This window comes from Enterobacter sp. WCHEn045836 (assembly GCF_003965585.1).
Lineage (GTDB): Bacteria > Pseudomonadota > Gammaproteobacteria > Enterobacterales > Enterobacteriaceae > Enterobacter > Enterobacter dissolvens.
Map to the genome: position 1 here is coordinate 61,349 of NZ_RXPT01000004.1, position 14,891 is coordinate 76,239.

Sequence of the window (14,891 nt, forward strand, 5' to 3'; positions counted from 1 at the left end):
TGATGACGGGTTTTCGTGAACAGGGAAGCGGCGTTCCGCTGATGCTGCTGCACGGGATTAGCTCTGGTGCAGCCTCCTGGCACAAGCAGATGGCGCTGAACGGTTTTCGCGTGCTGGCGTGGGACATGCCCGGTTATGGCGAAAGCCCGATGCTGGCCGCGGAACGGGTGAACGCGGGGGATTACGCCGACGCGCTGGCGGCGATGCTTGATCGGGCTGGCGTCTGGCAGACGGTGCTGGTGGGCCATTCACTCGGGGCACTGGTTGCCAGCGCCTTTGCGGCGAAATATCCGGATCGTGTGCTGCATCTGGTGCTGGCGGACGCCGCGCAGGGTTACGGCCAGGCCGCGCCGGAGCAGCGCGAGCAGGTCTGGCGCAGCCGCGAGCAGCAGATGGCCCTCGGCGGTGAAATCCTCGCGCAGACCCGCGCCGCAAAACTGCTGCGTCCCGGCGCACGTGAAGCGGATATCGCCACTGTGGCAGCAGGCATGCGCAGGCTTCGCCCCGAGGGCTACCTCGCCGCCGCGTGGATGCTGGCGCACGACGATATTCATGGCTGGCTGAAGCGCTATTCCGGCAACTTTGAAGTGTGGTGCGGCGAGCAGGATGCAATCACGCAACCCGAGCTGGTGCAGGGGCTGGCGCTGCGCTACGGCATGCCGTTTATCGCCATTGCCCAGGCCGGTCACGCCAGCTATCTCGATAACGATGCGTTTTTTAACCAACAGCTTTTACGTATTAACGAAGAGGTGCGCGATGAATGCACAAATTGACGGACGCGTAGCGGTCGTCACCGGCGGTTCTTCTGGTATTGGCTTCGAAACGCTGCGCCTGTTGCTGGGCGAGGGGGCAAAAGTGGCCTTCTGTGGCCGCGATCCGGATCGCCTCGCCAGCGCCCATGCCGCGCTGCACAACGAATACCCCGACGGGGAGGTTTTCTCTTATCGCTGTGACGTACTGAACGCTGACGAGATGCAGGCCTTCGCGGCTGCCGTTCAGGCGCGCTTTGGTGCTGTGGACATGCTGATCAATAACGCCGGGCAGGGATACGTGGCGCATTTCCATGACACCCCGCGCGAGGCGTGGCTGCATGAAGCCGAACTCAAACTGTTTGGCGTGATCAACCCGGTGCAGGCGTTTCAGCCTTTGCTGGAGCAGTCCGACATCGCTTCCATCACCTGCGTGAACTCCCTGCTGGCGCTCCAGCCGGAGGAGCACATGATTGCCACCTCTGCCGCCCGCGCGGCGCTGTTGAACATGACGCTGACGCTCTCAAAAGAGCTGGTGGGTAAAGGCATTCGCGTGAATTCGATATTGCTTGGCATGGTCGAATCCGGACAGTGGCAGCGTCGCTTTGAAAACCGGACAGACAAAAGCCAGAGCTGGCCGGAGTGGACGGCGGAGATCGCCCGCAAACGCGGTATTCCGATGGCGCGCCTCGGCAAGCCGCAGGAGCCCGCGCAGGCGCTACTGTTTCTCGCCTCACCGCTGGCCTCGTTTACCACCGGTGCGGCGCTGGACGTTTCCGGCGGCTTTTGCCGCCATCTGTAAGGACACATCATGAAAAAGGTTATGTTGATTGGTTTTGGTGCCATGGCGCAGGCGGTGATTGAGCGCCTGCCCGCTGGCGTGGCTATCGGCTGGATTGTGGCGCGCGAGGCCCATCATGCGGCGATTCACGCGCAGTTTGGTGATGCGGTAGTGGCGTTGACCTCACCGCTGCAATGCGTGCAAACGCCCGACCTGGTGCTCGAGTGCGCCAGCCAGCAGGCGGTAGCGCAGTACGGTGAGGACATTTTACGTCGTGGCTGGCATCTGGCGGTCATTTCGACCGGCGCACTGGCGGACAGCGCGCTCGAACAGCGCCTGCTCAACGCAGGCGGCAGGCTGACGCTGCTCTCCGGGGCGGTGGCCGGCATTGACGGGCTGTCGGCGGCGAAAGAGGGCGGGCTGGCACGCGTGACCTACCAGTCGCGTAAAAGCCCGGCCAGCTGGCGCGGCAGCTATGCCGAGCAGCTTATCGATCTGAATTCGGTGGCTGTTGCGCAGGTCTTTTTTGAAGGCAGCGCCCGCGAGGCGGCGCGTCTGTTCCCGGCCAACGCCAACGTGGCGGCCACCGTGGCGCTCGGCGGCGTGGGAATGGACGACACGCGCGTACAGCTGATGGTCGACCCGTCAACGAAACGTAACACCCACACGCTGCACGTGGAGGGCGCGTTTGGTGAATTCCATCTGGAGCTAAGCGGCCTGCCGCTTGCCTCTAACCCGAAAACCTCCACCCTGGCGGCACTCAGCGCGGTACGCGCCTGCCGCGAGCTGGCCCTGAGCTGAGGAGTGACGATGGACGATCTGAAGATATTTATCGGCGGCCACTGGCGACACGGCAGCGGCAACCCGATGCAGAGCCAGTTTCCGGCTGACGGGTCGATCAACGCGACGTTGAATGCGGCAAGTCTGGACGACCTGCAGGACGCGATCGAGGCCGGTGAGCGTGCGTGGCGAGATCCCGCCTGGCGCCACAGTCTGCCGCATATTCGGGCAAAGATCCTGCACAAGGTGGCGGATCTCATTGAATCCCGCGTCGACGATCTGGCTCAGATGCAGAGCCGCGATAACGGCAAGCCGCTGGCGGAGGCCCGCGGGCTGGTAATGAGCGCGGCGGGCACGGCGCGCTACTTCGCCTCCGCCTGCGAGCTGCTGGAAGGGGAACTGCCGACGCCGCGCCAGCCGGATTTACTGACCCTGAGCCGCTATGAGCCGCTCGGCGTGGTGGCGGCCATCACGCCGTGGAACTCGCCGATTGCCAGCGAGATGCAGAAGGTCGCGCCGGCCATTGCCGCGGGTAACGCGGTGATCCTCAAGCCCGCCGAAGCCACGCCGCTGATGGCGCTGGAGCTGGCGCGGATATTTGAACAGGCCGGGCTGCCCGCCGGGCTGCTGAGTGTGCTGCCGGGCAAAGGCTCGGTGATTGGCGATGCGCTGGCACGCCACCCTAAGGTACGCAAAATTTCCTTTACCGGCGGCACCACCACGGGCCGTCACCTGGCGCACGTGGCAGCGGAAAAACTGATCCCGGCATCGCTGGAGCTGGGCGGAAAATCGCCGACTATCGTGCTGGAGGATGCGGATATTGAGCAGGCCGCGCGCGGGATCTGTTACGGCATTTTCAGCTCGGCGGGACAGGCGTGCATCGCGGGTTCGCGGCTGTTTATCCATGAGAGCCTTTACGCCCCGCTGATGGCGCGGCTGCTGGAGTTAACCCGCGGTCTGCGCGTCGGACACCCGTTCGCGCCGGGTACCCACGTGGGGCCGCTGATCAGCGCCAGCCATCGTCAGAGCGTGCTGGCTTACGTTGAGCTGGCGAAGCGTGAAGGGGGCCGCGTGCTGTGCGGCGGGGAGATCCCGGCCGATCCTAATCTTGCAAACGGCAGCTTCTTCCTGCCCACGATTATCGAAGGGCTGAACAACAGCGCCCGCACCTGCCAGGAGGAGATCTTCGGCCCGGTGCTGGTGGCGATGCCGTTTCGCGATGAAGCCACGCTTATCCGCGAGGCCAACGACTCGGTTTACGGTCTGGCCGCCGGGATCTGGACGCGCGATACCGGGCGCGCGCTGCGCTTAAGCGAGCAGCTTGAGGCGGGCACGGTGTGGATCAACACCTACAAAGTGTTTGCGATTTCGACCCCGTTCGGGGGCTTTAAAGAGAGCGGTTTGGGCCGCGAAAAGGGCATTCAGGGGCTGAAAGCCTGGATGCAGCAAAAGAGCATTTATCTGGCGACGGGTAACAGCGTCAACCACTGGTGCGACTGAGAAAGGGTGAGCAATGAGCGAAATGATAACCGTCGGCGACGCCATCGCCAGAACGCTGGAGCAGTATCAGGTAGAGGCCATCTACGGCGTCATCTCCATTCACAACCTGCCCATCGCGGATGCGGTAGGACAGCGCGGTAACATCCGCTTTGTACCGGCACGCGGTGAAGCCGGTTCCGTCACCATGGCCGATGCCCACGGGCGCTTTTCCGGCCTCGGCGTGGCGCTGACCAGCACCGGCGCGGGTGCGGGTAACGCCGTAGGCGCGCTGGTGGAAGCGATGAACGCCTGCACGCCGCTGCTGCACTTAACCGGGCAGGTAGAAAAAGCCTGGCTGGATGCCGACACCGGATTTATCCATGAAACCCGCGACCAGCTGACCTTCCTGAAGGCCAGCTCAAAACGGGCGTATCGCATCAGCAATGCCAGTCAGGCGATAGCGATTCTGCATAAAGCGATTCAGGACGCGCAGACGCCGCCGTGCGGGCCGGTCTCCGTAGAGATCCCGATTGATATTCAGGGGGCGAAAATTCCGCTGTCGCTGGTGACCGCACCGGTGAAACCGGCGCCGGGTGTGAGCGTTGATGCGACCGTTATCGATACGCTGTGGGCGCAGCTCAAGCAGGCGAAACAGCCGCTGCTGTGGCTGGGCGGTGGTGCGCTGGGCAGCGCTGAGTCGGTGAAAAAGCTGGCGGATGCGGGTATCACCGTGATCTCCAGTACTCACGCGCGCGGCGTGCTGCCGGACAGCCATCGCGCCAGCCTGCGGGCGTTCCACAACTCGCCATCGGTCGAGGCGCTCATTTCGCAGTGTGACTTTACGCTGATCGCCGGTTCACGTCTTCGCAGCAATGAGACCCGTTCATGGACGCTCGAGCTGCCTTCTCCGCGGGTGCAGATTGATATCGACCCGGCGGCGGCCAGCCGTAACTATCTGATGGATAACACGCTGGTAGCCGACTGCTCCGCGTTGCTGAACGCGCTGGCTGAAAAAGCACAGGGGCGTGAATGGGGGAATGCTCAGTGGGATGGTCTGGTTCAGGAGGCGGTGACACAGGCCGAACGTGGGCTGCGTGAACAGTGCGGCGCCTATGCGCAACTCAACGATGCCATAGAGAAAGCGCTACCTGAAGATGGACTGCTGGTGCGCGATATTACCGTTTCCGGCAGCCTGTGGGGCAGCCGACTGTTCCGCGCCAGGGGGCCGCTGATGAATATCCACTCTCTGGCCGGGGCAATTGGCATGGGCCTGCCGATGGCGATCGGCACCGCGATTGCCAACCCACAGCGTAAAGTGGTGGGGTTGGTGGGGGACGGTGGTCTGAGCCTGAATCTGGGCGAACTGGCGACGCTGGCGCAGGAGAAGGCCAACGTGACGTTGCTGATCATGAATGACGGCGGCTACGGCGTCATGCGCGGTATACAGGACAAGTATTTCGGTGGCCGTCAGTACTATAACGAGCTGCATACGCCGGACTTTACCCTGCTGTCACAGGCAATTGGCCTGCAGGCATGGAGCATTGAGCGGGCAGAGGATTTTGATGCGGTGATGACGGAAGCGCTGTCGATGCCGGGACCGTCGGTAGTGGAAGTGCGGATGGGCCAAATTGGCGCGCTGAAGTTTGCCGGGCCGCCGCAGAAGACGCTTTACTAGCTGTTTTTCCCTCACCCTGGCTCTCTCCCAAAGGGAGAGGGTGATCATATTCCCTCTCCCTTTGGGAGAGGGTTAGGGTGAGGGGATAAACTCAGAACACGTTAAACGGGTATTCCACGTACGCGCGGATCTCATCCCCGCCCACGTTGTAATCACTGGCGTTGCTGGAGACGCGTAGTACGGAATAGCGCAGTTTCAGCTTCAGATCTTTCGCCGGGCCATCCTGCACCTGGTACTGAATCTGGTTAAACCATTCATGTTCTTTGCCGTTACTGGTTTCAGCGGTTTTAATGTTGTCGCCACGCACGTAGGCGGTGGTCCAGGTCAGGCCTGGCAAGCCGAGACCGCCAAAGTCCAGCCCGTAAGACGCCTGCCATGAACGTTCGTCTTCACCGTTAAAATCAGACCAGTAGGAGTTCGCCAGCCAGATGGTGTTGCCGCCGTCACCTACACCGCCCTGGTCACGGTAGCCACCATAGTTGTAGCCGGTGCTGCCGCTGCTCTGCTGGTACGCCACTTTAAAGGTATGGATATCCCAGATGTAGCTCGCCGCCAGGCTCCAGATGGTGTTGCTGCGGCCCGTATTGAGGCTGTCAGCGTAACCCTGGTCCAGACGTGAGTTGTAGCCGTTAAAATCGAGTACCAGCTGTTGTCCGGAGCTGAACGGCTGTTTGAAATTCATGCCCAGATATTGCTTGTTCATCACCTCTTCGTTATGGGAGGCGTACAGCGCGCCGCTGAACTGGTCATTGAACTGGTAGCTCGCGCCGCCGAAGGTGAGGCTTTTCAGACCGCTGTCGTGGCGATCGTCACTTTTACGCTGCTCGTCGGTGAAGTAACCGGCGTTGATTTCAAGACCGTCGATCTCTTTCGAGGTCAGCAGGGTGCCGGTGTAGCTTTCAAACAGCAGGCGTGAGCTGTCGGCGGTAATGATTGGCAGCTCGGGACGTTGATTACCGTAACTGAGTACGGTATTCGAGATGCGCATTTTGGCGGTCGCGCCAAATTTCGCCAGATCGGATTTTGCGCGTCCATCGTCTTCCTGTTTAAAGAAGTCAATGCCGCCCGCGCCGCTCTTGCCGCGCCCGCCATCCAGACGCACACCATACTGCGCAATGCCGTCCACCCCAAAGCCAACCACTCCTTCGGTATAGCCGGATTCAAAGGTGGCGATGATACCCTGGCCCCATTCTGCTTTATCCTGCTGGCCCTGGTGATAATCACGGCTGATATACGCATTGCGTAAAAACAGATCTAAATGGCTGTCATTAATAAAACCCTGGCTGTCTGATTGTTGGCTCGCAACGGCAGGGAATGTGGCGAATAAGCTTAACGCAATTAACGATAATTCTTTTTTCACGGAGGGAACGTCTCTGTCTTAATATATTAATTTGAATTACTGCGGATTCGATAATTACCCGAAAAGTAACCGATTGCAATAATTATGTGACCAGACATTTCAATGGTGAAGGGCAGGTGTGACGGGCTTTCTGTGGATGTTATCGATATGTGCGGTTAATTTAGCAATTCATGCGAAATAAAAAGGAGGCAATTTGCCTCCTTCCAAAATTATTTAATTCCGTCTGCGGCCATACGGTCGCGAATATGTTGTGCACGCTCTTCTGAGGCCGGGTGATCGTCAAACATGGAACTTTGACGTCCGGCTTCCAGTTTGGCCAGCTTTTCAAAACTGGTGGCTAAGCCTGCTGGATTAATACCGCGTTTGCGCAACAGATCGTAGGAGTAGTCATCCGCTTCGGACTCCTGACGCTGAGAGAACTGCGAGTTGACCAGCTTTTCACCCACATCGCCAAGCTGTGACTGGGACAGGCTGCCCACAATACCGCCCGCCGAGGCCGCCGCTGCGCGCAGGGCGTTGGTGCCTAAGGCGACCTGCATCCCTTTCTTCACGTGGCCGAGGGCAACGTGGCCCATCTCATGGCCGATCACCGCTTCCACTTCGTTATCGGTCATCATGTCCATTAACCCGCTGTAGACGCGGATACAGCCGTTCGCCATGGCAAAGGCGTTCACGTCTTTTGCGACGTAGACTTTGTAGTTCACCGGCTGACCGTTGATGTTATCGCCAAGCGCAGAGGCAATTTTATTCAGACGCTGCGTGTAGGGACTGTTGGCCGGGGCAATCGTAGCCTTTCCATCCATATCTTTACAGGCCTGGTCGCTCAGCGCTTTAACCTGCGCGTCGCTCAGGGAATAGGCCTGAAAGGCTTCTGCGCCTGAGGACATCAGGCCGTTAGAATCCATACTCTGACAACCGCTCAGCAGGAACGTTGTACCCAGGGCCAGCACTAATGCACGCATTTTCATGAGATTGCTTCCGTACTCGTTAATCTGAATAAAATCCGAAAAGTACACCGACAGCGAAGCCGGGGTCGGGCTAAGTATAAGGAATATCGACGCGCCCGGGCGAGCAGATTGCGCAACATGCGAGCATGATCCAGAGATTTCTTAAGCGGCAAAAGAATGCTCCATGTACATGGCATGCCGCTTGGGTTACATTGTTGGCACTTTTTTCCGGCGTAGCCCAAAACGCGCTGTCGTCAAGGGCATGGCCTTTAACAGTCCGATCTGGAGTTAAAATGTCCTCACGTAAAGAGCTTGCTAATGCTATTCGTGCGCTGAGCATGGACGCAGTACAGAAAGCCAAATCCGGCCACCCAGGGGCCCCTATGGGTATGGCTGATATCGCCGAAGTCCTGTGGCGTGATTTCCTGAACCACAACCCGCAGAACCCGGCATGGGCTGACCGCGACCGTTTCGTGCTGTCTAACGGCCACGGCTCAATGCTGATCTATAGCCTGCTGCACCTCACTGGCTACGATCTGCCAATCGAAGAGCTGAAAAACTTCCGTCAACTGCATTCCAAAACTCCAGGTCACCCGGAAGTGGGTTACACCGCGGGTGTTGAAACCACGACTGGCCCACTGGGTCAGGGTATTGCGAACGCGGTGGGTATGGCGATTGCTGAGAAGACCCTGGCGGCACAGTTCAACCGTCCTGGCCACGACATCGTTGACCACTTCACCTACGCGTTCATGGGCGACGGCTGCATGATGGAAGGCATTTCTCATGAAGTGTGCTCCCTGGCAGGTACCCTGAAGCTGGGCAAACTGGTGGCGTTCTATGACGACAACGGTATCTCCATCGACGGTCATGTTGAAGGCTGGTTCACTGATGACACTGCGGCACGTTTCGAAGCCTACGGCTGGCACGTTGTGCGTGGTGTTGATGGTCATAATGCTGACTCGATTAAACGTGCAATTGAAGAAGCGCGTGCGGTAACGGACAAACCGTCCCTGCTGATGTGCAAAACCATCATCGGTTTCGGTTCACCGAACAAAGCGGGCACCCACGATTCTCACGGTGCGCCACTGGGCGACGCGGAAATCGCACTGACGCGTGAAGCGCTGGGCTGGAAATACCCTGCTTTCGAAATTCCATCTGATATTTATGCTCAGTGGGATGCCAAAGAGGCGGGTCAGGCGAAAGAAGCCGCCTGGAACGAGAAGTTCGCGGCTTACGCTAAAGCCTTCCCACAGGAAGCGGCTGAATTCACCCGTCGTATGAAAGGTGAAATGCCGTCTGACTTCGACGCGAAAGCGAACGAGTTCATCGCTAAGCTGCAGGCGAACCCATCTAAAATCGCCAGCCGTAAAGCGTCTCAGAATGCGATCGAAGCGTTCGGTCCGCTGCTTCCGGAATTCCTGGGCGGCTCTGCTGACCTGGCACCGTCTAACCTGACCCTGTGGTCTGGCTCTAAGCCAATCAACGAAGATACAGCCGGTAACTACATCCATTATGGTGTACGTGAATTCGGTATGACCGCTATCGCGAACGGTATCTCCCTGCACGGTGGTTTCCTGCCGTACACCTCTACCTTCCTGATGTTTGTGGAATATGCCCGTAACGCCGTGCGTATGGCGGCGCTGATGAAACAGCGTCAGGTGATGGTTTATACCCACGACTCCATTGGTCTGGGCGAAGATGGTCCAACTCACCAGCCGGTAGAGCAGGTCGCTTCCCTGCGTGTCACCCCGAACATGAGCACATGGCGTCCATGCGACCAGGTGGAATCTGCCGTGGCATGGAAATACGGCGTTGAGCGTCAGGACGGTCCAACCGCGCTGATCCTCTCCCGTCAGAACCTGGCACAGCAGGATCGTACCGAAGAGCAGCTGGCGAACATCGCGCGCGGTGGCTACGTACTGAAGGATTGCGCGGGTCAGCCAGAGCTGATCTTCATCGCAACCGGTTCTGAAGTTGAGCTGGCTGTTGCAGCCTGGGACAAACTGACTGCCGAAGGCGTTAAAGCGCGCGTGGTTTCCATGCCGTCTACCGATGCGTTCGACAAGCAGGATGCTGCTTACCGTGAATCCGTACTGCCTAAAGCCGTTTCCGCACGCGTGGCGGTTGAAGCGGGTATCGCTGACTACTGGTTCAAATACGTGGGTCTGAACGGCGCTATCGTCGGTATGACCACCTTCGGTGAATCTGCTCCGGCAGAGCAGCTGTTCGAAGAGTTCGGCTTCACCGTTGAGAATGTGGTCGCTAAGGCGAAAGAACTGCTGTAATTGCCGTTTTGCCCGGTGAAGCTTACGCTTACCGGGCCTACATATGGCACAAAATATAGGCCGGGTAAGCGTAAGCGTCACCCGGCTTTTTTGTAGGCACTATTCCTCAGACATGTAACTGCTCTGTAAATTATTCCATCCAAAATGTGACGCAAGTCATATAGCTCGCTTATTCATCTGGACAGACATTCCTTTTATTCCCCGATTCGCTTATTCTTGCTGAAGCGTTTCAGTCGATTAAATGTTCGACAATTGACCAATCAATCGCAGTTTGTGATAGCAAAGATTCCCCTTCGGGCGTAGCTGGATTACTCTTTCAGCCACCTCAAACTCAGGGATAGCTTTGCAGGAGATCTATGACCGTACGCGTAGCGATTAATGGCTTCGGTCGCATCGGGCGCAACGTGGTTCGTGCTTTATATGAATCCGGGCGTCGGGCGGAAATTACCGTGGTGGCAATCAATGAACTGGCGGATGCTGCGGGCATGGCGCATTTATTGAAATATGACACCAGCCACGGACGCTTTGCCTGGGACGTGCGCCAGGAAAGGGATCAGCTGTTTGTCGGTGACGATACGATCCGCGTACTGCATGAGCGCAGTATTGCCGCGCTACCGTGGCGTGAACTGGGTGTGGATGTGGTGCTTGACTGCACCGGCGTATATGGCAACCGCGAACACGGCGAAGCGCATCTCACCGCCGGCGCGAAAAAAGTCCTGTTCTCCCACCCCGGCAGTAACGACCTCGACGCGACGGTCGTTTTCGGCGTCAATCAGCATGAGCTGCAAGCCGAACACCGTATTGTCTCCAACGCCTCCTGCACCACCAACTGCATTATTCCGGTCATCAAACTGTTAGACGATGCATATGGCATTGAATCCGGTACTGTGACTACGATTCACTCCGCCATGCACGATCAACAGGTCATCGACGCCTACCACCCGGATTTACGACGCACGCGTGCCGCGAGCCAGTCAATCATCCCGGTGGACACAAAACTGGCTGCGGGGATCACCCGAATTTTCCCGCAGTTTAATGACCGTTTTGAAGCGATTGCCGTGCGCGTACCGACGATAAACGTCACCGCAATTGACCTCAGCGTGACGGTAAAAAAACCGGTAAAAGCTTGTGAAGTCAACCTGTTGCTGCAAAAAGCGGCACAGGGGGCATTTCATGGTATAGTTGACTATACGGAATTACCGTTGGTCTCAGTGGATTTTAACCACGACCCGCACAGCGCCATTGTTGATGGCACGCAAACGCGCGTCAGTGGCGCACACCTTATCAAGACGCTGGTCTGGTGTGATAACGAATGGGGCTTTGCTAACCGTATGCTCGACACCACGTTAGCAATGGCCGCCAAAGGTTTCAGGTAAGACGCATCGTGCGTCTGCAAAACTTTAAGAATCAACGAGAGGATTCACCATGTCTGTAATTAAGATGACCGATCTGGATCTGGCTGGTAAACGCGTTTTCATCCGTGCGGATCTGAACGTGCCAGTTAAAGATGGCAAAGTGACCAGTGACGCGCGTATCCGTGCATCTCTGCCAACCATCGAACTGGCTCTGAAGCAGGGTGCAAAAGTGATGGTGACCTCCCACCTGGGTCGTCCAACTGAAGGCGAGTACAACGAAGAGTTCTCTCTGCTGCCGGTTGTTAATTACCTGAAAGACAAACTGTCCAACCCGGTTCGCCTGGTGAAAGATTACCTGGACGGCGTGGAAGTGGCTGCCGGTGAACTGGTGGTTCTGGAAAACGTTCGCTTCAACAAAGGCGAGAAGAAAGACGACGAAGCACTCTCCAAAAAATACGCGGCACTGTGCGACGTATTCGTAATGGATGCATTCGGTACGGCTCACCGTGCACAGGCGTCTACCCACGGTATCGGTAAATTTGCAGACGTTGCGTGCGCAGGTCCTCTGCTGGCTGACGAACTGGAAGCGCTGGGTAAAGCACTGAAAGAGCCCGCTCGTCCAATGGTTGCTATCGTTGGTGGTTCTAAAGTTTCTACCAAACTGACCGTTCTGGATTCCCTGTCTAAAATCGCTGACCAGCTGATCGTTGGCGGTGGTATCGCGAACACCTTCGTTGCCGCTCAGGGCCACAACGTTGGTAAATCCCTGTATGAAGCAGACCTGGTTGACGAAGCCAAACGCCTGCTGGGCACCTGTGATATCCCGGTTCCAACCGATGTTCGCGTTGCCACTGAGTTCTCCGAAACGGCGACTGCTACCCTGAAATCTGTAAACGACATCAAAGATGAAGAGCAGATTCTGGACCTGGGCGACGTTTCTGCACAGAAACTGGCTGAAATCCTGAAAAACGCTAAAACTATCCTGTGGAACGGTCCTGTTGGCGTGTTCGAATTCCCGAACTTCCGTAAAGGGACTGAAATTGTTGCTAACGCTATCGCAGACAGCGAAGCGTTCTCTATCGCAGGCGGTGGTGACACCCTGGCAGCAATCGACCTGTTCGGTATTGCTGACAAAATCTCCTACATCTCCACTGGTGGCGGCGCATTCCTCGAATTCGTGGAAGGCAAAGTTCTGCCAGCAGTAGCAATGCTCGAAGAGCGCGCTAAGAAGTAAGCCATTCAAGGGCAGGGAAACCTGCCCAATTTTCAGCGCGCTTTAAGAGCTCGCACCTTTTCTAACGGCCGAAGATACAGGACTAAGCAACATGTCTAAAATTTTTGATTTCGTAAAACCTGGCGTGATCACTGGTGATGACGTTCAGAAAGTGTTCCAGGTAGCTAAAGAAAACAACTTTGCTCTGCCAGCAGTTAACTGCGTGGGTACTGACTCCATCAACGCCGTACTGGAAACCGCTGCAAAAGTTAAAGCACCGGTTATCGTACAGTTCTCTAACGGCGGCGCTGCGTTCATCGCAGGTAAAGGCGTGAAAACTGACATCCCTCAGGGTGCAGCAATCCTGGGCGCTATCTCTGGTGCGCACCACGTACACCAGATGGCTGAACACTACGGTGTTCCAGTTATCCTGCACACTGACCACTGCGCGAAGAAACTGCTGCCGTGGATCGACGGTCTGCTGGACGCGGGTGAAAAACACTTCGCGGCTACCGGTAAGCCACTGTTCTCTTCTCACATGATCGACCTGTCTGAAGAGTCACTGCACGAAAACATCGAAATCTGCTCTAAGTACCTGGCGCGCATGGCCAAAATGGACATGACCCTGGAAATCGAACTGGGTTGCACCGGCGGTGAAGAAGACGGCGTGGACAACAGCCACATGGACGCTTCTGCTCTGTACACTCAGCCAGAAGACGTTGATTACGCTTACACCGAGCTGAGCAAAATCAGCCCACGCTTCACCATTGCAGCGTCCTTCGGTAACGTACACGGCGTTTACAAACCAGGTAACGTGGTTCTGACCCCAACCATCCTGCGTGACTCTCAGGAATACGTGTCCAAGAAACACAACCTGCCGCACAACAGCCTGAACTTCGTCTTCCACGGCGGTTCCGGTTCTTCTGCTCAGGAAATCAAAGACTCCGTAAGCTACGGCGTAGTGAAAATGAACATCGATACCGACACCCAGTGGGCAACCTGGGACGGTATCCTGCAGTACTACAAAGCAAACGAAGCTTACCTGCAGGGCCAGCTGGGCAACCCGAAAGGCGAAGACCAGCCGAACAAGAAATACTACGATCCACGCGTATGGCTGCGCGCAGCGCAGACATCCATGGTGACCCGTCTGGAACAGGCATTCAAAGAGCTGAACGCAATCGACGTTCTGTAATCTGAACGGCTGACAGCACCAGAAGGCCCGCATATGCGGGCCTTTTTTTATGCGTTTTCAACATGCTGCAACATCTGGATTTGTGATCTGTTTGGCAAAACTTGCGCTTTTTGTTTACCCTTTACTGACCTGCCTGTCTCCATGGGGGATGGATTTTGTGTTTTGGTTTAACAAAAGGAAGAATAAATGGAACAACTCGATGTTGTAGACAGCATCAATAATGCTGGCAACTGGCTGGTGCGCAACCAGGCACTGCTGTTGAGTTATGCGGTGAACATCGTTGCCGCGATTGCCATCATCATCGTCGGGATGATTGTGGCGCGTATCGTATCGAACGCGGTCAACCGGGTGATGGTGGCGCGACATATTGACGCCACGGTGGCTGACTTCCTCTCTGCGCTGGTGCGCTATGGCATTATCGCCTTTACGTTGATTGCTGCACTGGGGCGCGTTGGCGTGCAGACGGCATCGGTGATCGCCGTGCTTGGTGCCGCGGGTCTGGCGATTGGTCTGGCGTTACAGGGCTCGCTCTCGAACCTGGCGGCAGGCGTACTGCTGGTCACCTTCCGTCCGTTCCGCTCCGGTGAGTATGTTGATCTGGGCGGCATTGCCGGAACCGTGCTGCAGGTACAAATTTTCTCTACCACTCTGCGTACCGTCGATGGCCGTATCGTTGTGGTTCCGAACGGGAAAATCATTGCGGGTAACATTATTAACTTCTCCCGCGAGCCGGTGCGCCGTAACGAGTTAATTATCAGCGTGGCGTATGATTCTGATATCGATCAGGTGAAATCGCTGATTGCTAACATCATTGCCTCTGACGAACGCATTCTGAAAGATAAAGAGCAGACCGTCCGCCTGAACGAACTGGGGGCATCTTCTATTAACTTCGTGGTGCGCATCTGGAGCAAAAGCAGCGATCTGCAAAACGTGTACTGGGATGTGCTGGAGCGGATCAAACGTGAGTTTGACGCCAACGGCATCAGCTTCCCGTATCCGCAGATGGACGTAAACGTCAAAAAAGTCAAAGAAGTCGAATAACGTCTCCTGCAAGCCCGGTAAGCGCTGGCGACAC

12 protein-coding genes are annotated in these 14,891 nt (G+C 57.0%); 10 read left to right on the top strand and 2 right to left on the bottom strand.

Annotation, left to right across the window (positions count from 1 at the left end):
• Positions 1 to 2 precede the first annotated feature (2 nt).
• From EKN38_RS06435 to EKN38_RS06455, 5 genes are read left to right on the top strand one after another with little or no spacing between them, the layout of a single operon-like run.
• The gene (locus EKN38_RS06435) at positions 3 to 773 is read left to right on the top strand and encodes an alpha/beta fold hydrolase (RefSeq protein WP_014833203.1); all 771 of its coding nucleotides are present in this window, start codon (positions 3 to 5) and stop codon (positions 771 to 773) included.
• The gene (locus EKN38_RS06440) at positions 757 to 1,551 is read left to right on the top strand and encodes an SDR family oxidoreductase (RefSeq protein WP_014833202.1); all 795 of its coding nucleotides are present in this window, start codon (positions 757 to 759) and stop codon (positions 1,549 to 1,551) included. The genes EKN38_RS06435 and EKN38_RS06440 overlap by 17 nt, the downstream gene beginning before the upstream one ends.
• Before the next feature lie 9 nt (positions 1,552 to 1,560).
• Positions 1,561 to 2,331, top strand: a complete 771-nt coding sequence (locus tag EKN38_RS06445) for an aspartate dehydrogenase (RefSeq protein ID WP_014833201.1) — start codon at positions 1,561 to 1,563, stop codon at positions 2,329 to 2,331.
• 9 nt (positions 2,332 to 2,340) lie between these two features.
• On the top strand, positions 2,341 to 3,810 hold the full coding sequence (locus EKN38_RS06450; RefSeq protein ID WP_014833200.1) for an aldehyde dehydrogenase: 1,470 nt from the start codon (positions 2,341 to 2,343) through the stop codon (positions 3,808 to 3,810).
• 13 nt (positions 3,811 to 3,823) lie between these two features.
• Positions 3,824 to 5,464 (top strand): thiamine pyrophosphate-binding protein, encoded by a 1,641-nt coding sequence (locus EKN38_RS06455; protein WP_014833199.1) that lies wholly within the window; start codon positions 3,824 to 3,826, stop codon positions 5,462 to 5,464.
• A 91-nt stretch (positions 5,465 to 5,555) separates the two neighbouring features.
• Here EKN38_RS06455 and EKN38_RS06460 read toward each other — a convergent pair whose 3' ends face one another.
• Complete coding sequence (locus tag EKN38_RS06460) at positions 5,556 to 6,824, bottom strand: OprD family outer membrane porin (RefSeq protein ID WP_014833198.1); 1,269 nt, start codon at positions 6,822 to 6,824, stop codon at positions 5,556 to 5,558.
• A gap of 209 nt (positions 6,825 to 7,033) precedes the next feature.
• Positions 7,034 to 7,792, bottom strand: a complete 759-nt coding sequence (locus EKN38_RS06465) for a M48 family metallopeptidase (protein ID WP_014833197.1) — start codon at positions 7,790 to 7,792, stop codon at positions 7,034 to 7,036.
• Between the two features lie 272 nt (positions 7,793 to 8,064).
• On the opposite strand from EKN38_RS06465, the gene tkt reads away from it, so the two are divergent.
• From tkt to mscS, 5 genes are all read left to right on the top strand, one after another.
• A complete protein-coding gene (gene tkt / locus EKN38_RS06470) occupies positions 8,065 to 10,056 on the top strand; it encodes a transketolase (protein WP_014833196.1) in 1,992 nt (663 codons plus the stop codon).
• A gap of 356 nt (positions 10,057 to 10,412) precedes the next feature.
• The gene (gene epd / locus EKN38_RS06475) at positions 10,413 to 11,432 is read left to right on the top strand and encodes an erythrose-4-phosphate dehydrogenase (RefSeq protein ID WP_014833195.1); all 1,020 of its coding nucleotides are present in this window, start codon (positions 10,413 to 10,415) and stop codon (positions 11,430 to 11,432) included.
• 49 nt (positions 11,433 to 11,481) lie between these two features.
• Positions 11,482 to 12,645, top strand: a complete 1,164-nt coding sequence (pgk, locus tag EKN38_RS06480) for a phosphoglycerate kinase (protein ID WP_014833194.1) — start codon at positions 11,482 to 11,484, stop codon at positions 12,643 to 12,645.
• A gap of 91 nt (positions 12,646 to 12,736) precedes the next feature.
• Positions 12,737 to 13,816, top strand: coding sequence for a class II fructose-bisphosphate aldolase (fbaA, locus tag EKN38_RS06485; RefSeq protein WP_008499731.1), 1,080 nt, complete (start codon positions 12,737 to 12,739; stop codon positions 13,814 to 13,816).
• 186 nt (positions 13,817 to 14,002) lie between these two features.
• On the top strand, positions 14,003 to 14,857 hold the full coding sequence (mscS, locus tag EKN38_RS06490; RefSeq protein ID WP_014833193.1) for a small-conductance mechanosensitive channel MscS: 855 nt from the start codon (positions 14,003 to 14,005) through the stop codon (positions 14,855 to 14,857).
• Positions 14,858 to 14,891 lie beyond the last annotated feature (34 nt).